Origin of the sequence: Mycolicibacterium sp. lyk4-40-TYG-92 (assembly GCF_030209435.1) — a bacterium.
Taxonomy (GTDB): Bacteria; Actinomycetota; Actinomycetes; order Mycobacteriales; family Mycobacteriaceae; genus Mycobacterium.
This window is the reverse complement of sequence record NZ_JARVRX010000009.1, coordinates 27,575-54,473: the sequence shown is the minus strand read 5'-3', so window position 1 is coordinate 54,473 and position 26,899 is coordinate 27,575. Positions and strand designations below refer to the sequence as shown.

Genomic DNA, 26,899 nt, shown 5'->3' with positions numbered 1-26,899 from the left:
CAAGGATCAACCGAAACAGATCCGTCACCCATCAACCGAAGTCCGACAGGGGCACTCTGGTGTTTCGTATGACGTGCGTGCTCGCTCTGGCATGACGTCGCGGGCCGGGCGCGTGACAGCGGGGCACTGCGCGCTCACTGACTTCCCGACTGTTGCGCAGTGGGAGCCACCACATTGCGCAGCGCACCGGTGCGCATGTCGGAAGGCGTGTAGCCCCACCACCGTTTGCAGCACCGAGTGAGGGCCGATTGTTCGGATAGCCCAAGGAGATTGGCAACCTGAGTCAACGGCATATCGCTGCCCGTCAAGTATGTGCGCGCCGCCGTCTGTCGCACTTCATCGAGCAAGATCGTGACCGAGGTCTTCTCATTGCTCAAACGACGTTGCAGCGTGCGTGGCGAGATTGTCAACATGCGAGCTACCGCGGTGACGTCCGTGGGCGCGGTGCCCAGTAACTGTTGGATCACCGCGCGCACTCGCGGGGCAAGGAGATCAGTTTCTCCAGGAGGTAACCGCTGAGCGAGCAGCGCCTCCACGAGGTGTCGCGTGTGCACGTCAGACTGAACTCGAAGGGGTAGTTCGAGAACCCGACTGGATAGGCGCAAGATGGCCGACGGCCGTTCAACGCGGACCGGCGCCCCGAAGAACTCTTCGAACACCGCGACCGGCGCCAGCGGCTGAAAGGGCAGCTCAACGGAAACCAGACCGTAGTGTTCGCCTGCCAAATCGGTGATGGACCGATGAAGGAATCCCATGCCGTGCTCGATTGAGCGATGAACCCTTGAGTCGTCGGGTGGGACATGGTTGCGAAGCGCCACAACACCCGGTGTGCCGTACGGGTCGGTTTCGAGACTGAGCCGAATCCCCGGCGAGTGCATGAAGAGATACCGTTGCGCGCATTCGAGGGCCTCACTCAAGGTGCTGCAGGCCTTTAGGGCCAGCGCCATGGTTCCGAGCATCGCGATGTTCTTTCGCCCGGCCAGCCGTAGCGCGAAATCTGGACAATTCAGTTCCGCCACGGCGAGGCGCAGCAGAGCCACCTGGGACGCCAACGGCGTCATCATTTCGTCGACATCAAGCGCCTCCCGCGGAAGGCCGACGCGTTCCACAAGCTGTTCGGCGTCCCCACCGAGTTCGGCGACCAAACCGCGAAACCCGCGTAACACCGCCGAACGAATCACCGTCACACGCCAAATGGTGGAAGCAGGGCCGCCATTACGTCAATACGACCGTCGTGGGTGATGTCTTGCAGGAGCTCTTACCCACCCGAGACCGATCGAGGTGTAGACGACTTTTCGTGGCCCCGCTCCGTGGCCGCAGCACGGGACGAAGCACCGGTAGCGCTGTCGTTGTCGCTACGGGCGGAACGCGGCAGGCGACTTGCCGGACTTGCAGGACCACCTGGACGCGCGAGTGGGAAAGGATGGCGTTCCGTGTGCGGTTCAGCACCGGGCTTCGATCGCAGGGATTCTTCAACGCGCGCTGTCGTTCGCCGTGGCTGTGTCGTCTTCTTAGGCCGATCGACTGCCGCGTCGGCCGCCGGTGGCGTTTTGGCTGTGGGTACGTCTACCTGTGCACTGTTGTCATGTTGGGCGAGGGTGTTGGCTACGTGAGTATCGCCGACTGCCGATTGACCGGTTGCCACCGTCGGCGTCGAGGCCGGCATCGCGGTACGGATTTCGCGGCTCGAGGCAGCATCGGTATGTGGGGCCAGCGCACCGGTGGTCTTCACAGTTGGGACCGACGCAGCGGCGACTGCCGGCGTCTTCGCGGTGCCCGTCGATGATCGCGGACCGCCGTGAATCACATCATTGAGCGCCTGAGAGATTCCTTGACCGGTAGCAGAGACGAGATCACGTGCCAACTTAAACGGGTCGATCGGCGGGAACAGCCCGGCCGGCGTCGGCTGACCGTAGGGTGCCGCGCGGTTGTAGCCGGTCTCAATCAGCACCCGCAGCACCGGTTCGATCAAGTCCACCAATGGAGTGACGACGAACGAGGTGCGGGTGAGTGTGCCCAGATCCCGCAGCGGTTGCAGAAGCGGCAACGCGTTGGTGGGAATCGTGATGTATGTCGTGTCACCGTAGGTTTGCCGGTTCGCCGGGTCGTTGAGCATCGCCTGGAACTCGTCCTCGGTGTACCCGTCGGGCCCCGTTCGCGTTGTCGGTATGCCGAGGCGCTGTGCCATGGGAATACCCGTCAGATCAGTGCCGTGGATGTAGATGATGCCCATGAGGGCGTTCGCCGTGGCCAGCAGGTTGATCGGATACGCGGGGAAGTCAGCGAAACCGTCGTACTGCATGGCGACATCAAGGGTTGAGTATCCGGTGTCGCTGCGGGTGGGGTCGGCGAAGGTGATGCCAAGTCCGGGAATCTGCAAGCCGGGGAATCGCGACAGCAAGCCGCCGTTCGGCCGATACTCGTTATCCGAGAGCACGAACTGGATCTGGCCCGCTGCCGGGGCGGACGGGTCCGCGGCCAGCTTTGCCTTCAACAGCGCGGCGACCATGGCCCCTTGAGAGCTACCCGTGATCACGATCTTGCCGGTGGGATCGGCTTGTAGTGCGTGCTGAAACGCTGTGGTCAGCGAAGCCGAGCCTTGGGCAACCGAATCGTCGAGGGTCATCTTCCCCGCGAGCGGGAACAGCTGCGCTGGGTAGAGCACCGGGACAACGTCGCACGCAGCAGTCTGGCAGACAGTGAACGGAAAATAGAGACGCTCGAGATTGGGGATGTAGCCCGGGACCTGAGTTGGATCGGGCATCCCGGTACCGCCCACGACGAGGGCGGTCGGCGCTGCCAGCGCCATGCCTGGGGTTAGTAATTCTGTCCCTCCGAGCAGCGCCACACTGGCAGCTGCGGAAACGGCGGCGACCGACGGCCACGTCACGCGACGCATAGGTATTGCCCTTTCTTTCGGGCGCTCATGTGCCCCCGGAATGCGATCATCGCGATTCTGCAGAAGCCGAAGCCCTAGCCGCTTGACTCTGCACGCCAGAAATTTGACCTATCGCGCCTTCCTAACTGGCGGCGCATCGCGCGTGAGCCCTGCCGTGATCCCCGTCGGCGGGTCGCCTCGTCATCCCCCACGCTCGACGTAGGGCGCTAGCCCGGTAGGTAGATCAGCCTGGCCATGACCACCGTGATCACCATGGTCAGCGCCAGCAGGGGCACGCCAACTTTCGCGTAGTCCGAGAACCGGTAGCCGCCAGGTTCCATCACCAGCATGTTGGTCGGCGACGACACGGGCGTGACGAACGCGGCGGAACAGGCGATGGCGACCGTCATCGCGAAGCCTTGCGGCGAGACGTGCAATGCCTGGGCCGCTTCGATGGCCACGGGCGCGATGAGCACCGCGGTGGCGGAGTTCGAGATGAACAGCGCCACCAGTGCCGTCACCAGGAACACCACCGCGAGCATGCCGGTGGGACCGAGGCCGCCCAGAGTGTCGACCAGGTGACCGGCGATCAGCGTCGTCGTCCCGGTCTTGGCCAACGCGGTCGCCAGTGGCAGCATGCCGGCAATCAGGACCAGGGTGCTCCAGCTGATCAGCCGGTAGATGCTGTCGACGCGAACGCAGCCCGCGCCGACCATGGCGAGCGCCGCGAGCAGCGCCGCATCGGCCCCAGGAAGCCAGCCGAACGCCATACACGTGACCATCGCGACCAGGATGCCTACGGCGGCGCGCGCCCGGCCCGGCGCGACCAACCGCTGCTGATACTCCGCGGGCAGGTTCAGGAGGATGAAGTTCCGGCGTGAATCGCTCAGCCGCTCGATGTCGTCCCAATTGCCACCCACCAGCATCGCGTCCCCGAAGTCGAGGGTGCGGCTGGTCAGGTGCTCGGTGAAGTTCTGCCCGCGGTGCCGGACCGCCAGGACGGTCACGTTGTGAGCAGCAGCGAGGTCCAGCTCGCCGAGTGTGGTGCCGATGGATTTCGACTCGGGCGCGAGCATCACCTCGGCCACCCCGACGTCCTGCAACACCTCGCGGCGTTCATCTTCGGCGCGGGGACCGGTCACCTGGCACCGAAGATCGGCGGCCAGCGCGGCGGTCTGCTGTTCATCGACGAGCGTGAACACCAGATCACCTGCCTCGAAAACGGTTTCGGGTCGCGGCGACAGATATCGGGCGGCCCCACGACTGTGCTTCTCGAATCCGAGCAGCTGGAGCCCGTAGCGATCGCGCAGCGCTTGTCGTTGCGCGGCAACCGATTGGCCGACCAGTGGCGAGTCAGCGGACACGTGCAGCAGGTGCCAGCGGGGTTTCAGACCATAGGACTCGATGACGTCGAAGGTAGAAGGCTCCTGAGCATCGGCCGCACCGGTCCGGTTGCGGCTCAACAGGTTACGCCCGATCGCGAGCATGAACACGACACTGACCGCGAGCGTGACGACGCCGAAGGGCGTGAAGCCGAAGAAGCCGAGCGTCGGCGTGATGCCGCGCTGACTGAGGATCCCCTCGATGATGATGTTCGGCGAGGACGCGATCGACGTCATCATGCCGCTGATCATGACGGCGACGCACAGCGGCATCAGCATGCGTTTGCGGTTCAAACCCGTTGCGGCCGTGACGGTCAGCACCACGGGAATCAGCATCGAGACGACGGCCGACGAGTTCATGACCGACCCGATACCGGCGGACAGCACCATCACCAACGCGACGAGCCGCGCCTCACTGCGGCCACCGACCTTGACGACGAACTCACCGAGCCGCTGCGTGATTCCGGTGTTGACCAGGCCCGCACTGACGATGAAGATGCCGGCCAACAGAATCACCACCGGTGAGCCGAAGCCCGCCAGTGCTTCGGTGGGGGTCAGCACTCCGGTGCTCATCAACGCGACGACGACGAGCACGCCGACGATATCGGCGCGCGGACGTCCCCACACGAACAGGCCGATCGCACCGGCCAGGATGCCGACGACGATCCACATCTGGTGTGTCACCGGATAGCCTCCGACCAGCTCACTGAGTCATGCATCCATGATCAATAGCATCCATTGCAGCGGATCGGCCGGAGGCCGACACCTGCACATCGCGCACTGATCAGCTCACGAGCGCCTGCGCATGCGCGCGCCGCAGCTTGCCCGACGGCGTCTTCGGGATCACTCCGGGCTCGACCACCACCACATTGCGCGGCCGGACATCGACCTCGGCGAACACCTCGTGTGCCACCTGCCGCTGGATGCGCCCCACCTGGGTTGGCTCACGCCAGCTCTTGGATTCGACTGCCATTGCGAAGGTCTCGCGCGACAGCCCGGCATCCAGTCGCACCGCTACGGCTCCGCCCGGCCGCACTCCCTCGACACGCGCGGCGGCTCGCTCGATGTCCGTCGGGTAGATATTGCGTCCGGCCATGATGATGACGTCCTTGACCCGGCCGCACACCACGATGCTGCCATTCTCTGTCAGGTACCCGAGGTCGCCGGTGTCGTACCAGCCTTGGTCGTCTTGAACCGAGAGGAAGCCGGCGACCGTCGTATACCCCGGCGTTACCGGCTCACCGCGTACCTCGATGACGCCGACACACCGGGCCGCCAAGATGCTGCCGTCCGCATCGACGACCCGGGTTTGCATGCCGCGCAGCGGCCGGCCCAGACACACGAGCCGCCGGGTATGACCCCGGTTCGCCGGCACTGCCCGCTGCAGAACTCCGAGCAGATCGGCGTCGACTTCATCGACGATCATCCCGGCGCCGCATTCAGTGAACGACACCGCCACCGTCGTCTCGGCCATCCCGTACGCCGGAACCATCGCCTGTGGTTTCAGCCCAAACGGCGCCCCGGCGTCGCATAGATCCTCCACATCGGCGGCCTCCACCTGCTCGGCGCCCGACAACGCCCAGCGCAACGAGGAGAGGTCGAATTGGCCCGGTGTGGCGTGCCTGCGCAACCGTGTGGCGAACAACTTGTAAGCGAAGTTCGGGGCCGCCGTCATGGTGCCCTTGTACTTGTCAATCAGCTTGGCCCACAACAACGTATCGCGCAGAAAATCCATCGGAGTTATCTTGATCAGTTCCACGCCGTAGTACATCGGCACGGTGAGATAGCCGGTCATGCCCATGTCGTGGAAGCAGGGCAGCCAGCTCACGATCACGTCGGAATCCGTGTCGACTTTCGCTCCCGCGAACATCGCCTCGGCGTTGGCGACGAAATTTGCGTGCGTGATGCGAACCGCCTTGGGCGGCCCGGTGGATCCGGATGTCAACTGCAGGAACGCGACATCGTCGTCGGTGGTGTCGAGTGGATCGATCGAAGGACCGTCGAGCAACTGCTCGACGGTGACAACTGGCATGCCCAATTGCGACAGCAGCGGCGCGGCGGGCAGGAAAGGATCAGACACGATCACAGCCTTGGCGCCGATCATGTCGACGACGGCGGTGGTTTCCTGGACCCAGCGCGGCAGATCGGTGCGCGGGGTGGGTTGATGCAGCATCGTCAGGCTCCCGCCGCGCATCCACACCCCCTGCGCGGTCGGAGCGATGTCGACCGGGGCGCCGGCCAGCACGGCGACCGCATCGCCGCGTCCGACCCCTACCGCGGCCAGCCCACCCGCGACGTGCCTCGCCCGGTGGTGTATCTCGATCCAGGTACGGCGCATTGGCGAATCGGGCTCACCGGTGACCATGCCCTTGAGGCTGTACCGTGCGTTTGCGAACATCGTCTCGGTAAATTTGCTCACAAGACTTCCCCTGACTATTGCGCGTTAGCGCTTGAGGGCGTCGTGTTCGCCTGCAGGCGTTGACAGCGCTACGTCAACGTGCAGGGACGAGACCGGAATGAGCGACTGCGGCCGGAACCCGCGCGATCCCCTCTCCCATCTGAATCGTAGTCGCTCCCGGACAAAACACAGCGCGAATTTGGCTGTGTCCGAACGAAAAGACGCCGATCACCGCGATATCACTCAAACGTCGACAATCGCCCAATCTTTGGTCCTGCGAGTGTTCATCAGATGGCACCCGGGCACATTGGAGACCCTGGAGCCATCGAAACCCAACTCTTCCAACGACTTTCGACGATATGTAACGGGCCGCCGTAGCCAGAGAACGGTCTGTGTAGAGCACCCCGCCGCGGACGTCGACGTGGACTGAACTTCGCCAGCTGCCCAGCAATCTTTGCCTGAATAAGAGTCGGCCAACCGAAATTCACACGCCAACATGCGTTGCGGCGATGATGTGGTTACTCTCGCCTAACGTCCGCTGATTTTGCCATCTTTCGTGCGGTACGCGTGAAACGCGGCCAATGAGAGGATGATCCGTGCAGGCTGACGAGTACGAGCCGACGGCGGGCCGTGCTCGCGGGCTGGATACCTGCGCGCTCACGGATCGATGCGAGTGGCTCGTACTGGAAGTCCCCGCCGACACCTGGTGGGACGTCGTGGATCGCCCGGAGGTCATCGCCCAGGGTATGGCCGGGTGGACGTTCTCTTCGTGCGCGCCTTCCGGTAGTGGCGCTGACACCGCAGTTTTGACGTTTACCGGGAACGGTCACGCCACGCGGTCGTTGTCCGAGTCGTGGAAAAACGACGGTCCGGGTTGAGGCTCAGAGGACCTCGCCGCTGACGCACGGAGATTCGTCACGGAGCGATTGACCGAGCTCTTCGGCGACCGGACCGTCAGTCGGCTCACGCCAGGAATCGCAGATAGCACGCCCCGAATATCAACACGATTCCGACGTTGGCCATCAGGCGGGGCCAGAAAAGGTGACGGAACAGCAGAACATCGACGCCCACAATGACGGCGATCATCGCCACCACGTAGGCCGCGAGCAACAGCTGTTTGCCCATGACTTGTTTGTACGCTGAACCGTCGGATTCGGCGGGCGGAACACGGCGCCGTCGCGTCTGCGGCGATACGGGCCAACCCCTGCCGGGCGGTCTACAGCATCGGTTCAACCGTCGAAAAACTACGCATTGTTCAGTAATTTCCGCAGCCGTACAGTCAATCTGGCAACCACGTTTCTGGAGGTCCAGACATGCCTGTGGACGAAGACAAACTCAACGAATTTCTCGGCATGGCGATCGGGGACATGGGCGCCGCGATGAGCGCCAGCCTGATCCTGCTGGGCGACCGACTCGGCCTCTACAAAGCGCTGGCCGTCAAACCGCTCACGTCCACCCAGCTGGCGGAGAAGACCGGCACGGTGGAGCGCTACGTCCGCGAGTGGCTGGCCAACCAGGCCGCCGGCGGCTACGTCCAGTTCGACCCCGACAGCGATACCTGGTCGTTGAGCCCGGAGCAGGCCGCATGTCTCGCGGATCCGAACGGGCCCGTCGACATCCCCGGCGCCTACAACATCATCGAGGCGGTGTTCCACGTCCTCGACCGCACCACCGAGAACTTCAGAACCGGCGGCGGCCTGGAATGGGGCGAGCACCACCCGTGCCTGTTCGCCGGTACCGAGCGGTTCTTCCGTGCGGGCTACAACCAGAACCTGATCAGCTCCTGGCTGCCTGCCCTCGACGGGGCGGTCGAGCGCCTGGAGACCGGAGCCAAGGTCGCCGACGTCGGCTGCGGGCACGGCGTCAGCACCATCCTGATGGCGAAGACCTATCCGAATTCGACATTCATCGGTTACGACTACCACCCCGAATCGATACGCGTCGCCGCCGAACACGCAGAGGCCTCCGGCACGTCCAACGCCCTGTTCGAGGTCGCCGACGCGACCAGCTACGCGGACAACGGCTTCGACCTGATCGCGTTCTTCGACTGCCTGCACGACATGGGCGATCCGGTCGGCGCCATGCGGCACACCCGAGCAGCGCTCAAGGACGACGGCATCGCGATGATCGTCGAGCCCTTCGCCGGCGATCGGGTCCAGGACAACCTGAATCCGATCGGCCGCATGATGTACGGCGCCTCGTCGCAGATCTGCGTGCCGGTGTCACTTGCCCGCAACGGTCCGGCGCTGGGCGCGCAGGCCGGCGAGGCCAGGCTGCGCGACGTCGTCGTCGACAAGAGCGGTTTCACGCGGTTCCAGCGCGCCACCGAGACGCCGTTCAACCTCGTCTTCGAAGCGCGGCCGTAGCGGCGCTCAGGGAATCAGGATGTAGCTCATCCCCGGGATGTGCTGGGTGTCGCGAGTCCACCAGGCGAACGGCCCGCCGTGGGACTCGTTGTTCATCTCGGTGATGTTGATCCAGCGGCCGGACACCGAATTCACCCAAGCCACATGGCCGTACTGGCTCACTCCGGGCAGTTCGGCCGGGTATACCGCGATGGACCGGGCCTGCGGTTCGTCCACCACCGTCCAGCCACGGGAGCGCGCAGAGTCAGCCCAGAGCTTGGCATTGCCGTGGATGTCCGGGTAGTAGCCCGCGTTCTCAAAGGCCTTCTGCAGGGCACCCCAGGTGCACTGACCGGGCCAGCCGGAGTTGGAGGCCTGGACCGCACCCATGGTCCGGGCGGGGCCGGCGTACTGCTGGCCGACAGGCTGACCGGTCTGCTGACCGTAGGACATCGGGTCGACGTACGACGCCGAATCGGCGTTGCTCGCGGGCACCGTCATGATCCCGCCGGCGGCGATCAACGCGGCCGCGAGCATGACACCCGCATACGACTTGGAGCTCATTGCGTACATCCGTCCCCCCGATCAAGCGAACGAACCGATGCTTGGATCAAATCACAATTCGGTCACGATTAGACACGAATTCAAAAACATAGCTTGGCAAACTGTCAAGTTTTGCTCAAGAGATGCTGATCACCGGGGTGGGGAAAGTTACCGGTCCAGGCGGAATTGCAGGTTGTTGCGCACGGCGGGCCATTCGATGTCGAGTATCGAATACACCGCGGTGTCGCGGCGAGAGCCGTCACTGAGCAACTGATGCGAGCGCAGCACCCCGTCGAGCTTGGCTCCGAGCCGCTCAATTGCCGCGCGACTCGCCGAGTTGAAGAAGTGGGTTCGCAGCTCCACTGCTATACAGTCGAGCGCTTCAAAAGCGTGCCAGAGCAGCAGCAGCTTGGTTTCGGTGTTCACCCCGGTGCGCCGAACCGACTCCACGTACCAGGTGGCACCGATCTCCAGGCGCCGGTTGGGACCGTCCACATTGAGGTAGCTGGACGAGCCGATGACCCGGCCGTCGAGCGCCCGCACGACGAACGTCAGCCCGGTATCCGGGCCCTGCACCGCCAACCGGGCCCGCACCCACTCCCCCGCCGTCGCCGGCGACGGTGCGGAGGTGAACCACAACCTGCCCGGGTCCCCATCGGCGGCCGCCGCGGCGATCTCCGGGATGTGATCGGTCGTCAGCGGTTCCAGCGTCACCCACCGCTGCCCCGTCAGCACGACGGGTTCGACGAATCCCATCACGACCGCCAGGCGACGACGGAGGCCAGCACCGACAACACGATCGCCAGCGCGGCCGCCACCAAACCGACATACAGCCCGTACGACGCGACCACCGGGCTGTGCACGTACAGCACGTGATACCACAGCCCGAGCGCCGTCAGCCCGGCCGAAAGCACCAGGGCCACAACGGAAGCGATACGCGACGACAGCCGGCGGGCGGCCATCGTGGCCGCCACGAGCAGGCAGGACGACAAGAGCACCATGAGCTGCCCCACACCGAAACCCGGTGGCGGAACACTGATGTGCCCGACCTTGCCGCCGATGGCGTTGGCATGCCCGGCCGGGCTCGACAGCCACGGCAACCAGGCACTGACCAACAGCACCAACGCGCACAACGCGACGATCCAGGCGGGCCGCAACCGATCCATGCCACGAGCGTATAGACCATCCGGCAGGCCGACACAGCTGATCAGCCGTAGCCTCAAGTGCCATGACCGATCTCCCCGATTGGGCGCGGCAGCTCGACCTCTCGCCGCATCCGGAAGGTGGCTGGTACCGCGAGACCTGGCGCAGCGACCTGACCGTCCCCCAATCCGCATTGCCCGCGCAGTATTCCGGCCCGCGCAGCGCCGGGACCGCGATCCTGTTCCTGCTGATGCCCGGGCAGCAGTCCGCCTGGCACACCGTGCACAGCGCCGAACTGTGGCTGTTCCACCGCGGCAGTCCGCTGCTGCTGGAGATCGGGGCCGACCCCGACACCGCCGGCACCGTACTGCTCGGGGCAGACGTCGCGGCGGGCCAACAGCCGCAGGCGCTGGTCCCGCCGGGGCACTGGCAGCGCGCGCGGCCGCGTGACGACGAACCGACCCTGGTGAGCTGTGTCGTGGTGCCCGGCTTCGACTTCGCCGACTTCGCGCTGTCTGGTCAGTAGGGCACATGCAGGGGCATGTCATCGTCTGCGGCACCGACGCGCTGGCCAACCGGATCACCGAGGGGTTGCAGGCGGCGGGCGCCACCGTCGTGACGATCCACGAGCCCGCCGGCCTCAAGGCGGCCATCGTCACCAGCGCCGCCGCCATCGTGTGCGCAGGTGACGACGACGCCGTCAATCTCGAAATCGCCCTGCTGGCACGGGAACTCAACCCGAATGTCCGGGTGGTGACGCGGCTGGCCAACAGCGTGCTGCGCGCCGCGGTGGCACAGGACAACGGACCGGGCGCAGTGCTCGACGTCGCCGACCTGGCGGCGCCATCGGTCGTCGAGGCCTGCCTGGCCCGCACCACCCACACCATCTCGGTGGCCGGCGTGGACTACGTCATCTCCGGCACCGACGCCCCGCGCGACGCCACGTTGCGGGAGATGTTCGGCGACCTGGCGCCCGTCGCCGTCGTCCGCGGCGAGAACTCGGAGACACCCGGCGAGGTGACGCCCTGTCCCGGCAGGGATTTCGAGGTCCGCGCCGGCGACTGGACCGCGATGATCGGCACCGCCGACGAATTGGCCGAGGCCGGCATCACGGTGCCACTTCCGTTGACCAGCCGAACCCACCGGCCGTGGCCGCGGCGCGTGATCGACGCGCTGCGCGTCACGCGTGACGACATCAACCCCATTTTCTGGTGGGCCCTGGGCACGTCGATGTCCCTGCTGCTCGGGTCGACGGTGCTGCTGCGCTTCGCCTATCACAACCCGGCCGGCATGAGCTGGATCGATGCGCTGTACTTCTCCACCGAGACCATCGCGACGGTCGGCTACGGCGACTTCAGCTTCATGCATCAGCCAACCTGGTTGCGGCTGTGGGGCATTGGTCTCATGTTCGCCGGCGTCACCACCACCGCGATCCTGGTGGCGTTCGTCGCCGACGCGCTGCTGTCGCGCCGTCTCGGTAATTCGTCGGGCCGCCGGCGGGTGCAGCATCTGCGCAACCACATCGTCGTGGTGGGCCTCGGCTCGTTCGGCATCCGGGTCGTCAGTGACCTGGCCGCGGCCGGGTACGACGTCGCCGTCATCGAGCGTGACGAGTCCAACCGGTTCCTGGCGCAGGCCGCCCAGTTGGACGTCCCGGTGATCTTCGGCGACGCGACGCTGCGACAGACGCTGGAGCTGGCCCGGCTGGACCGGGCGCGCGCCGTCGCGGTGCTGACGCAAGACGACATGGTCAACATCGAGACCGGCATCGTGCTGCGCGAAATGCTCAGTCCCCGGGTGCTGCCGGAGATCGACCGGCCCGACGTCCCCCTGGTGTTGCGCATCTACGACCGCACCCTCGGGGCCGCGGTGGCGGGGCGCTTCGGCTTCGCGCACGTCCGGTCGACGGTCGAACTCGCGGCCCCGTGGTTCGTCGGTGCGGCGATGGGATTACAGGTGCTGGGCACCTTCTCGGTGGGGCAGCAGTCGTTCACGGTGGGCGCCGTCCACGTCGACGCCGGCAGCGCGCTCGACGGCATGCGGATGGCTGAGGTGCGGACGCAGATCCGCGTCATCGCGATCACCCGGGCCGGCACCACGCATCGGAGGCCGCGGCGTGACAGCCGACTCTGCGCCGGCGACACCGCGTATCTCGTCGGCCCGTACCGCGAACTGATCGACACGCTGCTGACCGGCCAGCGGACGGCGTAGCGACATCGTCAGGCCGCGATCATGAGGTCGATGGACAGCTGGTCACAGATGGTGTGAGTGGTGGGCCAGTCGCCGCGCTGCGTCGCGCGGGCCAGTTCCTCGGTCAACGGGCTCTGCACATCCAGTTCCGAGAGCCAGCCCGCGACCGTCGCCGCAACACGGTCTGCGGTGACGCCAACGGCGTGGCGATCGTGGAGCTGGTCGACGATCTCGTACGTCGTCGCCGCGGGGTGCTGGTGCCGCCAATGGATGTTCATATCGGTAGGAGCACCGAGCGGGTCTGATCGGGACAGTTTTTGGGACCGAAAATGAGCTTGTGACCGAAAATCCGCGGGATCTTCGACCACAAGCTCAGGTTCGGCGGTCAGTCCTTCAGCGACGACAGGTTGAACGCGGCGCCCGTCGGATCGGTGACGGCGGCCAGCCGGCCGTACGGGGTGTCCTCGGCGGCGCGCACCACGGAGCCGCCGCCCGCGGTGATCAGTTCGATGGTCTTGTCGACATCGTCGCTGCCGAGGAAGCAGTTCCACGTGGAACGGTCCAGGCCGGGAATGACCGAGCCGTCCATGACGCCGATCAGCGGCTCGCCGTCGAAGATGGCGTTGCTGTAGCGGAACTCGGGACTGTCGGCCTCGACCTGCAGCTGCCAGCCGAACACCGTCGTGTAGAACTCGGTGGCCTTGGCGAAGTCGGTCGTGGTCAGCTGGAACCACACCGGGGCGCCGGCCTCCTCGTAGACCTCGAAGCCCTGGTGCCCAGTCGGCTGCCACAGCCCGAAGAAGGCACCCGTCGGGTCGGTCAGCATCGCCATCCAGCCCTTCTCGGGCACCTCCATGGCCGGGATGCAGTTGGTGGCGCCGGCGGCGACCGCGGCGTCGATGGTGGCTTGGATGTCGGCGGTGTGCAGGTACACCGTCCAGGCGTCGGGCGCGTTCCACGCCGGGTCGCTCGCCATCATGCCGCCGACGTAGCGGCCGTCGCGCCGGGCATTGATGTAGCCGCCGTAGTCGGGCCCCGGGTTTTCGTAGTCCCAACCCAGCACGGTGCGGTAGAACGCCTGGGCGCCGGCCACATCCGACGTGGCGAGGTCGATCCAGATGGGCGCGCCCAGCGGGGTTGCAGTACGAGTGGCCATGATGTTCTCCCTAGACGAGTGACGGGGTGGTCACCGATACAGACAACCACCCCGCCGAAAACTCATCGCGGCGGCGCCGACACGAAAAAGGTGGCGAGAATTCGAAAATTCTCGCCACCTTCGTCTGACGGGTCTACACCGACGCGAACAGCGCCTTGAACTTCTCCAGCGACTGGTGGATGTCGGACCGCAGCGCGGCCGCCACCACCATGCCGATGGGGCCGAACAGGGCCGGACCACCCAGGTGGATGTCGAACGCCACGTTCGAACCGTCACCGGCCGGCGTGATCTTGGCCATCAACTTGACCCGGACCCCGCCCTTTCCGACACCGTTGAGCGTCAGTGACCCGGGCGGGTTGTAATGCACGATGGTCCAGTCGACCCGGTTCAACATGCCCTTGACCTCGACGACTGATGAGATCTGCGTGCCCTTACCCAAGGTCTCGGGCAGCTGGCTACGCCACATCCGGTGAATCGACAGCCAGTCGTCGTATCGGGAGAGGTCCGACGCTGCCTCCCAGGCCTTTTCGGGCGACAGCGGTACTTCGATTGAACTTGCGAGCTTTGCCATGACTACTGCTGTTGCGTCCCTTCGGCAGGCGGCTCGGCGGCAGGCTGCTCGCCCGCAACGGCCTTCTTCGCGGCTTCCTGAGCGCTGTCGACGGCGCCCTTGAACTTGCCTTCGGTCTTCTCGTCGACGATGTCGCCGACCTTCTCGATAGCGGCCTCGACCTTGTCGGCGTTCTGTGCCGCCAGGTCTTTCACCTTGTCCAGAAATCCCATGATTCCCACCCTATCTATTGCCGGATTGTCCGGTGAACGTGTTCATTCTTCATTGCTCATCGGTTCGCCACAACCGCCGCGGCTCGCCCAGCCAGCGGCCCTGCAGCCACCACAGCACCTCGATCGCACCGGCACCCACCAGGCCGATTCCGACAGCCGCCGAGGTCAGCGCCAGGTTCGACGGGTCGAGCATGAATTGTTGCTGCGCCCAGGGAATCGAAAAAATCACCACGTACGCCAACGCCGACGCGGCGACCAGCGCGATGCGCCACCACTGGTACGGGCGTGCCACTACGGCCAGCACCCACACCGCCGACACCAGCAGCGTGATCAGCGCGGCGGTGGACGCCTGGTTCTGCTGGACCTCGTCGGCGTACTTCCCGTGGTAGGCCAGCAGGTACGAGACGAACGTCGCGGCACCCACCACCAGACCCGACGGCAGCGCGGCCGTCATCACCCGGCGTACGAAACCGTGGTGTGCCCGTTCATTGTTCGGCGCCAGTGACAGCACGAACGCCGGGATACCGATGGTGAACCATGCCGCGATGGTGACGTGGATGGGCTGGAACGGATACAGCACGGGCTCGGTGCCGAAGAACCGGGCGGACAGGCCCGCCAGGCCCACGAGCACGGCCAGCAGCACCGAGTACACCGTCTTGGTGAGGAACAGGTTCGAGACCCGCTCGATGTTGCCGATGACGCGGCGGCCCTCCCCCACCACATAGGGCAGGGTGGCGAACTTGTTGTCCAGCAGGACGATCTGCGCGACGGCCCGCGTCGCCGAGCTGCCCGATCCCATCGCGACGCCGATGTCGGCGTCCTTGAGCGCCAGCACGTCGTTGACGCCGTCGCCGGTCATCGCGACGGTGTGGCCGCGGGACTGCAGGGCATGCACCATGGCGCGCTTCTGGTCCGGCCGGACGCGGCCGAAAGTGGTGTATTCGCTGACGGTTTCGGCCAGCTGCTCCGGATCGTCCGGGAGCCGACGGGCGTCCAGCGTCTCACCGTTCAGGCCCAGCGACCCGGCCACCGCGCCCACCGACACCGCGTTGTCGCCGGAGATCACCTTGACCGAGACATGTTGCTGCGCAAAGTACTCCAGGGTCTCGCCGGCGTCGGGGCGGACGCGCTGTTCGAGGGTCACCAGCGCCACGGGAGTCACTGCGCCGGGCGCGTCGGGGGCATCGACGGGGCGGTCCGAGGAACCGAGCAGCAGCACCCGCAGGCCCTGGGCGCCGATCTGTTCGGCCTGCTCGGCTTCGGGCGAACCAGCGGCGAGCAGAACGTCGGGCGCACCGAGCACCCAGTTGCCGTCCTCGCCGTAGGACACCCCGCTCCACTTGGTCGCCGATTTGAACGGCGCGTTCGCGGTCTGCGTCCAGCCCGGCGGCAGCTTGTACGCCTCGGCGATGGCGGCCATGCTGGCGTTGGGCCGGACGTCGTCGGCCGCCATCTGTGCCAGCACGGCCGCCGCGTCGTCCGTCGTGAACGTGCTGAGATCGCTGACGCGCATGCCGTTTTCGGTGAGCGTCCCGGTCTTGTCGGCGCACACGACGTCGACGCGGGCCAGCCCTTCGATGGCCGGCAGCTCCTGCACCAGACACTGCCGCCGGCCCAGCCGGACCACGCCGACGGCGAACGCCAGCGACGTCATCAGCACCAGGCCTTCGGGCACCATCGGCACCAGGGCCCCGACCGTCCGCAGCACCGACTCTCTCCAGCCGACGCCGGTGACGGTGAACAGCTGGGTGTAGATGATCAGCGCACCGGCCGGCCAGAGCAGGTAGGTGATGAACCGCAGAATGGTGTTGATACCGCTGCGCAGCTCGGACTTGACCAGGGTGAATTTGCTTGCCTCGGCGGCCAATTGGGCGGCGTATGCCGCGCGGCCGACTTTGGTGGCGCGGTAGGAGCCGCTCCCGGCGACCACGAAGCTGCCCGACATGACGGTGTCGCCGGCGCCCTTGTCGATGGCGTCGGCCTCACCGGTGAGCAGAGACTCGTCGACCTCGAGGTTGGCCGCTTCCAGCACGATGCCGTCGACCACGATCTGGTCGCCCGGGCCGAGTTCGATGACGTCGTCGAGCACCACCTCGCCCGCGGGCCGCTCCTGCGTGCCGGACTGCCTGCGCACCAACGGTTTTGCCTGTCCGACGATGGCCAGCCGGTCGAGGGTCTGCTTGGCGCGCAGCTCCTGGATGATGCCGATGGCGCTGTTGGCGACGATCAGCAGCCCGAACAGCCCGTTGATCACCGAGCCCGTCGCCAGCACGATCAGGAACAGCGTCCCGAGGATCGCGTTGATGCGCGTGAAGACATTGGCGCGGATGATCTCCGAGACGCTGCGGGCCGCCCGCGTCGGCACGTCGTTGGTCTGGCCGGCGGCGACCCGGTGCGCCACTTCGTCATCCGAGAGGCCCGCAGCGGTGCGTTCCGGATCCTCGACAGTCACCCGTCATCCCCCTACGAAGTCGGGATTTGTGCACGAAAATCCGCGGCAGGCGCGGAAAATCGTGCACAAATCGCTATTGAGACGGTCGCCACCACTCGTCCAGCCCCGGTAGCCGCGCCGGCTCCAGCCGTTGGCCCGGCATGGGGACCGCGACGTCCACCGATTCGTCGCGCGCCGCGATGATCATCCGCTCGACCGGCTCGGACCACGGATGCGGCGCCAACCGGAACGTCGCCCAGTGGATCGGCACCAGCAGGCCGCTGTCGGTCACGTCGCGATGCGCCCGCACCGCGAACTCGGGGTTCATGTGGATGTCGGGCCAGCCCGGGTGGTACGCCCCGATGGGCATGAGGGTCAGGTCGAACGGCCCGTAATCGGCGCCGATGTCCCCGAAGCTCTTGGTGTAGCCGGTGTCGCCGCCGAAGAACGCCCGGTGCTGCGGACCGATCAGGGCCCACGACGCCCACAGGGTGGTGTTGCGGGTCAGGAAGCGCCCCGAGAAGTGCCGGGCCGGCGTGCACACGAGCGTGAGCTCGCCGAGCTTGGCGCTCTGGTTCCAGTCGAGTTCGACGATGCGCTCGGCCGGGATGCCCCACCAGCGCAGGTGTGCGCCGATACCGAGGGGAACGAAGAACTTGGCCCGCTGCATGCTGGCCAGCTGTGTGACGGTGTCGATGTCGAGGTGGTCGTAGTGATCGTGACTGATGATCACCGCGTCGACGGCCGGCAGCGCCTCCAGCGGCGCCGGGACCTCATGGAGCCGCTGCGGCCCGACCGTCCGCGACGGCGAGCACCGTCGGCTCCACACCGGATCAGCCAGTACGCGGTAGCCGTCGATCTCGATCAGCGCCGAGGAGTGCCCGAACCAGGTGACCGCCAGGTCCCCGGCCGGGAGGCCCGGATCGGGCACCACGAGCGGGATGGGCATGGGCGGGCGCTGCACGGCGCTGCTGGTCAGCAGCTCGCGCACCAGCCCGGCCTGCTGTTCCCGCGTCAGCTCGGTGCCGGACGGCGGTTCGAGGTTGACGAACACGCCGTCGTGAAAGTTGGGCGAGCCCTCCGCCACCGCGTTGATGTCCGCGGGGCCGGCCCCGAGCGCGGCGGGCGCGCCATTGAGCGCCCGCAACACCCAGCCGCCGGCTGCCAGCGCCGCCGTTCCCCACATCAGCCGCAGTGCCCGTCGCAGCATCAGGCGCCCTGGAACCTCGGCGCCCGCTTCTCGAACCGGGCCACCTGGGCCTCGATCACGTCGGGGCTGGCCCAGGCCTTGTTGAACATGCGGGTGTGTTCGCCGCGGACGGTGTCGTAGGCACCGTCGTCGTTGAGCACGCGCTTGGAGTGCGCCAGCGACAGCGGCGCGTAACCGGCGATCTCGGCGGCCCAGGCCTGGGCATCGGCCAGCGAGCCGGTGCGGTTGACCATGCCGGTCTGCAGCGCGGTCTCCAGCTCGAGACGCTCGGCGGCCAGCAGCATGGCGCGGGCCCGGCCGTGGCCGACCAGGGACGTCAGCCGGCGGATGCTCCAGTTGTCCAGCGCCAGGCCGTATTTGGCGATGGGGAACTGGAAGAACACGCCCGGCGCGGCGACCCGCAGGTCGCAGATCATCGCCAGGATGACGCCGGCGCCGATCGCGGGCCCGTTGAGCGCCGCGATGATCGGGATCGGGCTGGCGTCGATCGCCAGGTTCAGGGCCAGCGCCTTGTCCGGCAGCTCCTTGGCCACACCTTCGGCGTCGGACAGGTCGGCGCCCGCGCTGAACACGGTGCCCTGCCCGGTCAGCACGATCGCGCGGGTGTCCGACGGGGAGGCCTTCTCGATTTCTTCGCGCACACCGTCGACGAGCGCGGCGTTCAGCGCATTGCGCCGCTCCGGGCGCTGCATTTCCAGGGTCAGGACGTTGCCGTCCCGCGTCACTCCGATCATTGGGCCAGCCTAAGCGGTGCGCCGATGGAGCGCCGAGGCGCGTTGTGGAGTACCGGGGGTGTTTTGGTGTCACGATTGGCGCGTGCCGCCCACTGCGCCCCAACGGCCCCGGGCGAATCAGTTCGCCCATCTGGTGACGCTGGTCGCGGCCAACGGGGTTCCCGCGGTCGGCTGGTTCACCCAGGACTGGTCCGCGGCGACGACGTTGATCGTCTACTGGTTCGAGACTGTCGCCGGACTGCTGTTCATCTACGCCCGCGGCGTCCTGCAGCAGCGGTGGAACCCGCAGCGCGGGCATTTCCGCTACGAAGCGCCGCAGTCGAAGGGTCCCCAAGGCAAGCCCGGTTCCTTCATCAAGGGCTTCCTGTTCATCAACGGCGTGTTCTGCGCGGCACACGGCGTCTTCATCGCGGCGATCCTGCTGATCCTCACGCACAACGGGAACGCCGAACTGGTCGGTCTGGACTGGCGCAGCGCGGGCATCGGCTGCCTGCAGATGCTCGTCATCGTCGTGGTCGATTTCCTCGTGGATGTGCCATACCTGCGCCGCTGGCCGTTCGGTCTGCTCGAGCAGACCGCCAACCGGAGTTTCGGGCGGATGGCCGTCGTGCATCTGGCGCTGATCTTGGGCATGTTCGTCGCCGCGGTGACCGACTCACCCGCCCGGATGTTCGGGGTGTTCGTCGTGCTGAAGACGCTCTACTCCCTGAGCACCGCGCTGCCGATGTATGAGCCGGCCACCCCGCCGAAGTGGCTCAGCCGGGCGATGAATCGCCTCCGCCGCGAGCCCGAGGGGCAGCGGTTCGAAGACATGTGGGTGAAGGATCAGGCCGCCGAGGTCAGGCGCCGGACGCGAAACGACGAAGTGTGGACCGGGGCCGGGCGGTAGCCCATTAGCCTGACCGGGTGAGTCGGACCGGAGCACGTCAGTTCTTCGACGCCATCCTCGATGACGGATCGTTCCGCAGCTGGGACGGACCGCCGCTGGAGGTGGCCGTCACCGACGATTACCGCGCCGAACTGGCCGACGCGACACTGCGCACCGGCCTGGACGAGTCCGTCCTGACCGGTGAGGGCACCGTCTCCGGTCGGCGCGTGGCCGTGGTGGCCTGCGAATTCGACTTTCTGGCCGGTTCGATCGGCGTGGCCGCGGCCGAGCGGATCACCGCTTCCGTGCAGCGCGCGACCGCGCTCGGATTGCCGCTGATCGCTTCGCCGTCGTCCGGTGGGACGCGCATGCAGGAGGGCACGGTGGCGTTCCTGCAGATGGTGAAGATCGCCGCGGCCGTCGAGCTGCACAAGAAAGCGCACCTGCCGTACCTGGTGTACCTGCGGCACCCGACGACCGGCGGCGTGTTCGCGTCGTGGGGCTCCCTCGGCCATCTCACCGCCGCCGAGCCGGGCGCGCTGATCGGGTTCCTCGGGCCGCGGGTGTACGAGCACCTGTACGGCGAGCCGTTCCCGGACGGCGTGCAGACCGCCGAGCACCTGTTCGCCCACGGCGTCATCGACAGCGTGGTGCCGCTGGACAAGCTGCGCGGCCTGGTGGATCGGGTGTTGACGGTGGTCTCGGACCCGCCCGAACCGGCGATTTGTGCACGAAAATCCGCGGGGAGCGCGGAAAATCGTGCACAAATCGCAGAGGTCCCGGCGTGGGAGTCGGTGGAGGCGTCACGGCGGGCGGACCGGCCGGGCGTGGATTACCTGCTGGCGCACGGGGCGACCGACCGGGTGCTGCTGTCCGGGACGGGGCGCGGCGAATCGGGAACGACGCTGCTGGCGCTGGCCCGGTTCGGCGGGCAGTCCGCGGTCGTGGTGGGTCAGCGCCGGGTGATCGGCGGCCTCGTCGGGCCCCGCGCGCTGCGGGAGGCCCGCCGCGGCATGGCGCTGGCAGCCGGTTTGCGACTGCCGCTGGTGCTGGTAATCGACACCGCCGGCCCCGCGCTGTCGCGGCAGGCCGAGGAGGACGGGCTCGCCGGGGAGATCGCGCTGTGTCTCGCCGAACTCGTCACGCTCGATACCCCGACGGTGTCGGTGCTGCTGGGTCAGGGCAGCGGCGGCCCGGCGCTGGCGATGGTCCCGGCCGACCGGGTGCTCGCTGCGCAGCATGGCTGGCTGGCTCCGCTGCCGCCGGAAGGTGCCAGCGCCATCGTCTACCGCGACGTCGACCACGCGCCGGAACTCGCTGCCGCCCAAGGTGTTCGGTCGGCGGACCTGTTGAAGGCCGGCATCGTCGACGTGATCGTGCCCGAGGATCCGGATGCCGCCGACGACCCGACCGGGTTCACCGCGCGGATGTCGGCCGCCATCGCCGCCGAGCTGCGCACACTGCACACCGTGCCCGCCGCCCAGCGGCTCGGGGTCCGGCTGCAGCGGTACCGGCGGATCGGCGTCCCTGACAGCTGATCAGGCTTCGTCGAGATAGCGCTGCAGCGTCGGTGCGAGCCAGTGGACGAGGTCGTCGTCGCTCATCGCGACGATGGGCGGCAGCTTGAGGACGAACCGGCACATCGCCATGCCGAGCACCTGGGTGGCGATCAGGCCGGCGCAGCGCGCGGGATCGGCGGGCTCGAGCCGCGCGATGGCGGGCCGCAGCTGGTCGGCGAAGATGCGCTGCATGCGCGCCGCGGCATCGGCATTGGTGGTCGACGAACGCAGCAGCACGATGAGCCCGTCGTCCTGGGTCCAGCGGTCGAGGAAGTGCGCGACCAGCGCGGCACCGACCTCCGCTTTCGGGACATCTGACAGGTCGGGGAAGCGCAGATCGAATTCGGCTGCGGCAGCAAACAATTGGTCTTTGTTTCCGAAATAGCGCATCACCATCGACGGGTCGATGTGCGCGTCCGCGGCGATGGCCCGGATGGTCGCCGCTTGGTAACCGGTCGTCGCGAACCGCTCCCGGGCGGCGGCGAGGATCACCGCCTTGGTCTGTTCTGACGATCTACGCATGCCAACAACTGTATGCCAACACATGTTGACTTCGGCGGCGAAACGCGCAACCATGGTGATGCCAACAACTGTTGGCATACGTCGAAGGAGACGCAGATGACTGACACCGATGTGCTGATCGTCGGAGCAGGCCCCACCGGACTTGCCCTCGCCGTCGCGCTCCAGGCCCGGGGTATCGACGCCCTGGTGGTCGACCGGCTCGCCGCGGGCGCCAACACCTCACGCGCCGCGGTGGTGAATGCCCGCACGCTGGAGGTGCTCGAAGCGCTGGGCGTCTCAGAACGCCTGGTTGAGCGGGGCATTCCGGCGCCGCGGTTCACCATCCGCGATGGCCACAAGACCCTGATCCCGGTCGACTTCAGCACGCTGCCGACCCGCTATCCATACAGCCTGATGGTGCCGCAGTGCATCACCGAGCAGGTGCTGCTGGACCGCCTGGGCGAGCTCGGCGGCAAGGTGATCCGGCCGAAGACCCTGACCGGCGTCACGCACGACGCCCACGGTGCCACAGCCCGGTTCGATGACGGCGAGGTCATCCGGGCGCGCTACGTCGTCGGCGCCGACGGCATGCACAGCGTCGTGCGGGAGCAGGCGGGAATCGGGTTCAGCGGCGGCCAGTACGGGCAGTCGTTCGCCCTGGCCGATGTCCGTCTCACCGGCGACGTCACCGACGACGAGGTGATCCTGTTCTGGGCGGCCACCGGGCTGACCGTCGTCGCTCCCCTGCCCGGCGGCACCTACCGGATCGTGGCGCCCGTCGACGCGGCACCCGAGGAGCCGTCCGCCGCGTTCGTCCAGAACCTGCTCGACACCCGCGCCTTCGGGCCGGGACGGGTGACGGTGACCGGCGTCGAATGGGGATCGCGGTTCCGGGTGCACCACCGGGTCGCCGACAGCTACCGCGCCGGGCGGCTACTGCTCGCCGGCGACGCCGCCCACGTTCACAGCCCGGCCGGTGGCCAGGGCATGAATCTGGGTATCCAGGATGCCCTCGCGTTGAGTGCCGCGCTGGCAACCACTTTGACGACCGGGGGCGACGCGGTGCTCGACGAATACAGCGCGACCCGGCGTCCGCTGGCACAGCAGGTCGTGACTCTCACCGACCGACTGACCCGGCTGGCCACGTTGCCCGCGCCGGTCCGTCCTCTCCGGAACCTGGCGATCGGCCTGGTCGGCCGAATCCCTACCGTGCAGCACCAGCTGGCGTGGCGGTTGTCCGGGCTGTCCAACCGCTGAGCCGCCCCCGACAGCGGAAAGCCGGGCCCGGTCTTCGGGGGTGACCAGGCCCGGCAGCTCATTTCCCGCTCAGCCGTTGCAGCAGTGCGACTTCTTCGGCGACGGCGGCACATTCAACGCCGGGTTGCGATCGAAGAAGCTGACCGGCTTGAGCTTGAATCCGGCGTAGTCCACCGGCATCACGGGCCAGTCCTCGGGCCGCGGGAAGTGCGTCAGCCCGAAGGTGTGCCATACCACGATGTCCTCGCCCTCGATGTTCCGATCCTGCGCGACGTACGACGGGAGGCCGGCATCACCGGGGTGCTGGTTGACGAACTGGCCGGCCGGATACCGTTCTGCCGGATCGTATTTCGTCACCCACAGGTGCTTGGTCGCGAAGGCGGCGCGCTTGGCGATGGAGCTCGACGGGTCGGCCAGCAGCGTGGGTTGCCCCTCGGGATGCAACGCGTAGCCGACGTTCTGGCCCAGCCGGTTCTGCTTGGTGGGGTTGGTGATGTGCCACACCCGGGCTTTGAGGTTGTCGGCAGTGCGCATGGCTTCGAGCTCGTGGGTGAGCTTGGTCTTCTGTGGGCGGAATGCGTTGCCCCACGGGTTCTCCGGGCCCATCGGGACACCGACGGCGTCCACTTCTTCGACGGTGTTGGTGAGGCCGTCGACCGCCATGTCCAACCGCGCGGAGAACATGTGCTGGTGGAACGGTGCGCCCAATCCCGGTGCCATCTCGGTGGAGAAGCCTTCCGGCCCGCGGTAAGCCGACGCGAACACGATGCCGGTGGCCTTGGCCTCCAGCTCGATGGTGCCGTCGAGGTAGAGGTACCAGTAGAAGCCGTAGTCGTAGTTGCCGATGGTGAGGAAGAAGGAGATCACCAGGCGGCGCGACCGGCGGACCTCGGCCATCCCGTTGAACATGTCGGTGTGCTTCCACAGCACGCCGTAGTCCTCCTCGTGCAGGCAGATCGCGTTCTTCATGAGTTTGGGCTCGCCGTTCTCGTCGGCGATGGTGACGTCGAAGTACTTGATCTCACCGAGGCAGTCACAGCCCAGTTCGAGGGCATTGGTGTACCGGCCGAACAGGTACTCGCCCTGGTCGAAGTAGTTCTGCCAGTAGCGAACCGGCGACGGATCGGCGTAGGGCACCACCATCTCGGCGATGGACGCGCGGTACACCACCGGCCGCCCGTCGATCGACAGCTGGTGCAGGGTCAGACCCTCACGGACGTCGAAGCCGAAGCGGAAAGACCAGTCGGCCCAGGTGATCTGGTTGCCGTCGACGGTGAAGCTCGCGCCCTCGGGCTGCGTGATCTCGATGGGCTTGAGGTCGGTGCGGGCCGGCGCGGCGTGCGGCGCGGCATCCCACTCGCCGCGTTCGGTGGGCAGCGGCAGCTCGATCTCATCGATCACCTTGACGACCTTGCGGCCCGTGAGGTCGACGTAGGCGACGACACCGTCGATCGGGTGCGCCCACGGCAGGTCCGCGGCGTCGTACTGGTAGAACGCCAGGACCCGGACGATGCGGCGGCCCACCTCGTCCTCGTGGCCGAACACGCCGGCCGACAGCGGAACCGCCCGCACGTCAGTCGGATTCAGCTTGCGCTTGGTCATGGCGTCGATCCATTCGGGGCAGTCGAGCAGGAACGCCTCGATGTCCTCGAACTCCTGGTCCAGGATCGGCACGTGGCCGTCGCAGGTGCTGTCGATCGTCACCTCGCTGACCACGCGGCCCTCGGTCACCGACACCACCAGATCGAAACCCTGGCCGGTGGCCCGGTCCAGCAGCAGCACCCGGGCACGGCGGTCCATGGCGTCGCCAGGGCGGAAGGCCAGCACGTCACTCTTGTGCGGCTCCTCCAGCGCGACGAACACGAAGCGGACGCTGTCGCCGAGCAGGCCGTGGGCGTCGACGATGCGGCGTGCCGCGCGGATCTCATCGGCGCTCAGTGGAGTGAGCGGGTGGTCGGGGACTGTCGTCACCTGGGGCTCAATAGTGGCGGTCATCGTGCGATCTCCTTTGCGATATCAGGGTTTTCGTTCTGTTGAGCTCCGGCGTGCGGCCGCATGACCGCGACCGCGATGCCGCCGGCGAAGGCTCCGACCAGCAGCACGCCGATGATCGCGGCCAGGGTTCCGGAGCCGCCGACCAGCAGCGGCAGGTTGACCGCGGTCATCACCGACAGGACTGCCAGACCGGCGAAGCCGAGGCTCGGCGCGATGACGGTGTGCCACCGCCGGGTGTCGAGGCGGGTGCGCCGGAAGAAGACGACGACGGCCGCGGACGTCAGCGTCATCAGCACCACGATCCCCACCGACGCGGCGCCGACGAACCAGGTGAACACCTGGGTCACCGGGTCCAGGCCGGCCAGGACCGCCGCCGCGACGAGCACCAGCGCCGAGAGGGTCTGGGCGAACGAGGCGATGTGCGGAGAGTCGTGCCGCGGGTGCGAGCGTCCGCAGCGCTCGGGCAGCGCCCGGCTGTTGCCGAGCGAGAAGATGTAGCGGGCCAGCACGTTGTGGAAGGACAGCAGCGCCGCGAAAAGGCTTGTGATCAAGAAGATCTGGACCAGGTCGCCGGCCACCGCACCGACGTAACGGGTCGCGGTCTCGGTGAGCATGGTCGCGGGGTTCTTCGTCGCCTCGTCCACCGCTCCGGCGTCACCCCACGCACTGACCAGCGCCCAGCTGCTGAGCGCGTAGAAGCCACCGATCAGCAGCAGCGCGGCGTACGTCGCCCGCGGGATGGTCCGTACCGGGTCGCGAGCCTCGTCGCGGAACACCGCCGTCGCCTCGAACCCGATGTAACCGGCCAGCGCGAAGATCAGGGCGATGCCCGGCGCCCCGGAGAAGAAGTTGCCCGAGCGCAGCACCGCCGTCGAAAGCCCTTGTGCGCCGCCATGTCCGATGACGGCGGCATTGATCACCAGCACGATGCCGACCTCGCACACCAGCAGGACACCGAGCACCTTGCCCGACAGTTCGATGTGCCGGTAACCGAGGAAGCCGGTGACCGCCATCATCAGCAGCGCGTACAGGTACCACGGCACAGCGGGTCCGCCGTGGGCGGTGACGAGCTCATTGATGGACGCACCGATGTAGCCGTACACGCCGACCTGGACGGCGGTGTAGGACAGCAGCGCCAGGAACGCGGCGCCGAGCCCGGCATGCCGGCCGAAGCCGTGCGCGATGTAGGTGTAGAACGCGCCGGCACCTGTGATGTGCCGGGCCATGGCGGTGAAGCCGACCGCGAACAGCAGTAGCACCGCGGTACAGACCACGTACGACCCTGGGTAGGCCGCCCCGTTGCCGGCGGCGATGCCGATCGGGAAGGTGCCGGCGACGACGGTCAGCGGGGCGGCCGCGGCGACGACCATGAACACGATCGCCACCGGGCCGAGCCGCCCCGTCAACCGGTTGGGCGGAGCGCCGGTGCTTCGACCGGCATCGAGAACTGCGTCAGTTGTCATGGGTCTACCCTCGGTGGAATTGAATGTGAATTGGTTGCCCTGGGGTAAGGCTTCGGTGATTTC

General features: G+C 67.0%; 24 protein-coding genes. 6 read left to right on the top strand and 18 right to left on the bottom strand.

The window, feature by feature from the left end; all coding sequences use genetic code 11:
* Window positions 1–134: 134 nt before the first annotated feature.
* The 5 genes from QRN63_RS14785 to QRN63_RS14765 all read right to left on the bottom strand — a co-directional run bounded on the left by QRN63_RS14785 (window position 135) and on the right by QRN63_RS14765 (window position 7,783).
* Window positions 135–1,187: an AraC family transcriptional regulator gene (locus QRN63_RS14785; protein WP_285031482.1), complete on the bottom strand. Its 1,053-nt coding sequence runs from the start codon at window positions 1,185–1,187 to the stop codon at window positions 135–137.
* A 71-nt stretch (window positions 1,188–1,258) separates the two neighbouring features.
* Entirely contained in the window at window positions 1,259–2,809 is a 1,551-nt protein-coding gene (locus tag QRN63_RS14780; protein WP_285031481.1) for a PE-PPE domain-containing protein, read from the bottom strand.
* Between the two features lie 296 nt (window positions 2,810–3,105).
* Window positions 3,106–4,944: an SLC13 family permease gene (locus QRN63_RS14775; RefSeq protein ID WP_285031480.1), complete on the bottom strand. Its 1,839-nt coding sequence runs from the start codon at window positions 4,942–4,944 to the stop codon at window positions 3,106–3,108.
* A 100-nt stretch (window positions 4,945–5,044) separates the two neighbouring features.
* Window positions 5,045–6,679 carry a fatty acyl-AMP ligase gene (locus QRN63_RS14770; protein WP_285031479.1) on the bottom strand — a complete coding sequence of 545 codons (1,635 nt, stop codon included), beginning with the start codon at window positions 6,677–6,679 and terminating at the stop codon, window positions 5,045–5,047.
* A gap of 942 nt (window positions 6,680–7,621) precedes the next feature.
* Window positions 7,622–7,783: a hypothetical protein gene (locus tag QRN63_RS14765; RefSeq protein WP_267315724.1), complete on the bottom strand. Its 162-nt coding sequence runs from the start codon at window positions 7,781–7,783 to the stop codon at window positions 7,622–7,624.
* 188 nt (window positions 7,784–7,971) lie between these two features.
* On the opposite strand from QRN63_RS14765, the gene QRN63_RS14760 reads away from it, so the two are divergent.
* Window positions 7,972–9,024, top strand: a complete 1,053-nt coding sequence (locus QRN63_RS14760; protein ID WP_285031478.1) for a class I SAM-dependent methyltransferase — start codon at window positions 7,972–7,974, stop codon at window positions 9,022–9,024.
* Between the two features lie 6 nt (window positions 9,025–9,030).
* Here the strand turns inward: QRN63_RS14760 and QRN63_RS14755 are convergent, their stop codons facing one another.
* From QRN63_RS14755 to QRN63_RS14745, 3 genes are all read right to left on the bottom strand, one after another.
* Window positions 9,031–9,567, bottom strand: a complete 537-nt coding sequence (locus tag QRN63_RS14755) for a CHAP domain-containing protein (protein WP_285031477.1) — start codon at window positions 9,565–9,567, stop codon at window positions 9,031–9,033.
* A 147-nt stretch (window positions 9,568–9,714) separates the two neighbouring features.
* Window positions 9,715–10,305 carry a GNAT family N-acetyltransferase gene (locus QRN63_RS14750; protein WP_267315727.1) on the bottom strand — a complete coding sequence of 197 codons (591 nt, stop codon included), beginning with the start codon at window positions 10,303–10,305 and terminating at the stop codon, window positions 9,715–9,717.
* Window positions 10,302–10,712, bottom strand: a complete 411-nt coding sequence (locus QRN63_RS14745; protein ID WP_285031476.1) for a hypothetical protein — start codon at window positions 10,710–10,712, stop codon at window positions 10,302–10,304. The genes QRN63_RS14750 and QRN63_RS14745 overlap by 4 nt, the downstream gene beginning before the upstream one ends.
* A 62-nt stretch (window positions 10,713–10,774) precedes the next feature.
* Here QRN63_RS14745 and QRN63_RS14740 point away from each other — a divergent pair, with 62 nt between their 5' ends.
* Both QRN63_RS14740 and QRN63_RS14735 read left to right on the top strand, forming a co-directional pair.
* The gene (locus tag QRN63_RS14740; protein ID WP_285031475.1) at window positions 10,775–11,215 is read left to right on the top strand and encodes a cupin domain-containing protein; all 441 of its coding nucleotides are present in this window, start codon (window positions 10,775–10,777) and stop codon (window positions 11,213–11,215) included.
* A 5-nt stretch (window positions 11,216–11,220) separates the two neighbouring features.
* The gene (locus tag QRN63_RS14735; RefSeq protein WP_285031474.1) at window positions 11,221–12,900 is read left to right on the top strand and encodes an NAD-binding protein; all 1,680 of its coding nucleotides are present in this window, start codon (window positions 11,221–11,223) and stop codon (window positions 12,898–12,900) included.
* An 8-nt stretch (window positions 12,901–12,908) separates the two neighbouring features.
* Here the strand turns inward: QRN63_RS14735 and QRN63_RS14730 are convergent, their stop codons facing one another.
* The 7 genes from QRN63_RS14730 to QRN63_RS14700 form a co-directional block, all read right to left on the bottom strand.
* A complete protein-coding gene (locus QRN63_RS14730) occupies window positions 12,909–13,157 on the bottom strand; it encodes an Rv2628 protein family (RefSeq protein WP_285031473.1) in 249 nt (82 codons plus the stop codon).
* A 107-nt stretch (window positions 13,158–13,264) separates the two neighbouring features.
* A complete protein-coding gene (locus QRN63_RS14725; protein WP_267315732.1) occupies window positions 13,265–14,035 on the bottom strand; it encodes a VOC family protein in 771 nt (256 codons plus the stop codon).
* Window positions 14,036–14,168: 133 nt separating this feature from the next.
* The gene (locus QRN63_RS14720) at window positions 14,169–14,606 is read right to left on the bottom strand and encodes a type II toxin-antitoxin system Rv0910 family toxin (RefSeq protein WP_267315733.1); all 438 of its coding nucleotides are present in this window, start codon (window positions 14,604–14,606) and stop codon (window positions 14,169–14,171) included.
* Window positions 14,607–14,608: 2 nt separating this feature from the next.
* A complete protein-coding gene (locus QRN63_RS14715; protein WP_267315734.1) occupies window positions 14,609–14,818 on the bottom strand; it encodes an antitoxin in 210 nt (69 codons plus the stop codon).
* 49 nt (window positions 14,819–14,867) lie between these two features.
* Window positions 14,868–17,270, bottom strand: a complete 2,403-nt coding sequence (locus tag QRN63_RS14710) for an HAD-IC family P-type ATPase (protein WP_285031472.1) — start codon at window positions 17,268–17,270, stop codon at window positions 14,868–14,870.
* A gap of 73 nt (window positions 17,271–17,343) precedes the next feature.
* Window positions 17,344–18,459, bottom strand: a complete 1,116-nt coding sequence (locus QRN63_RS14705) for an MBL fold metallo-hydrolase (RefSeq protein ID WP_267315736.1) — start codon at window positions 18,457–18,459, stop codon at window positions 17,344–17,346.
* Window positions 18,459–19,193 (bottom strand): enoyl-CoA hydratase, encoded by a 735-nt coding sequence (locus QRN63_RS14700; RefSeq protein ID WP_020098935.1) that lies wholly within the window; start codon window positions 19,191–19,193, stop codon window positions 18,459–18,461. Before QRN63_RS14700 ends, QRN63_RS14705 begins: the two co-directional genes overlap by 1 nt.
* Before the next feature lie 82 nt (window positions 19,194–19,275).
* On the opposite strand from QRN63_RS14700, the gene QRN63_RS14695 reads away from it, so the two are divergent.
* Entirely contained in the window at window positions 19,276–20,082 is an 807-nt protein-coding gene (locus QRN63_RS14695) for a DUF6498-containing protein (RefSeq protein WP_285031471.1), read from the top strand.
* A gap of 17 nt (window positions 20,083–20,099) precedes the next feature.
* Window positions 20,100–21,599: a carboxyl transferase domain-containing protein gene (locus tag QRN63_RS14690; RefSeq protein ID WP_285031470.1), complete on the top strand. Its 1,500-nt coding sequence runs from the start codon at window positions 20,100–20,102 to the stop codon at window positions 21,597–21,599.
* Here QRN63_RS14690 and QRN63_RS14685 read toward each other — a convergent pair whose 3' ends face one another.
* Window positions 21,600–22,142 (bottom strand): TetR/AcrR family transcriptional regulator, encoded by a 543-nt coding sequence (locus QRN63_RS14685; RefSeq protein WP_285031469.1) that lies wholly within the window; start codon window positions 22,140–22,142, stop codon window positions 21,600–21,602.
* Window positions 22,143–22,238: 96 nt separating this feature from the next.
* Here QRN63_RS14685 and QRN63_RS14680 point away from each other — a divergent pair, with 96 nt between their 5' ends.
* Window positions 22,239–23,378 carry an FAD-dependent monooxygenase gene (locus QRN63_RS14680; protein ID WP_285031468.1) on the top strand — a complete coding sequence of 380 codons (1,140 nt, stop codon included), beginning with the start codon at window positions 22,239–22,241 and terminating at the stop codon, window positions 23,376–23,378.
* A 69-nt stretch (window positions 23,379–23,447) separates the two neighbouring features.
* Here the strand turns inward: QRN63_RS14680 and QRN63_RS14675 are convergent, their stop codons facing one another.
* Both QRN63_RS14675 and QRN63_RS14670 read right to left on the bottom strand, forming a co-directional pair.
* Complete coding sequence (locus tag QRN63_RS14675; RefSeq protein WP_285031467.1) at window positions 23,448–25,373, bottom strand: primary-amine oxidase; 1,926 nt, start codon at window positions 25,371–25,373, stop codon at window positions 23,448–23,450.
* A complete protein-coding gene (locus QRN63_RS14670) occupies window positions 25,370–26,836 on the bottom strand; it encodes an APC family permease (RefSeq protein ID WP_285031466.1) in 1,467 nt (488 codons plus the stop codon). The genes QRN63_RS14675 and QRN63_RS14670 overlap by 4 nt, the downstream gene beginning before the upstream one ends.
* Window positions 26,837–26,899 lie beyond the last annotated feature (63 nt).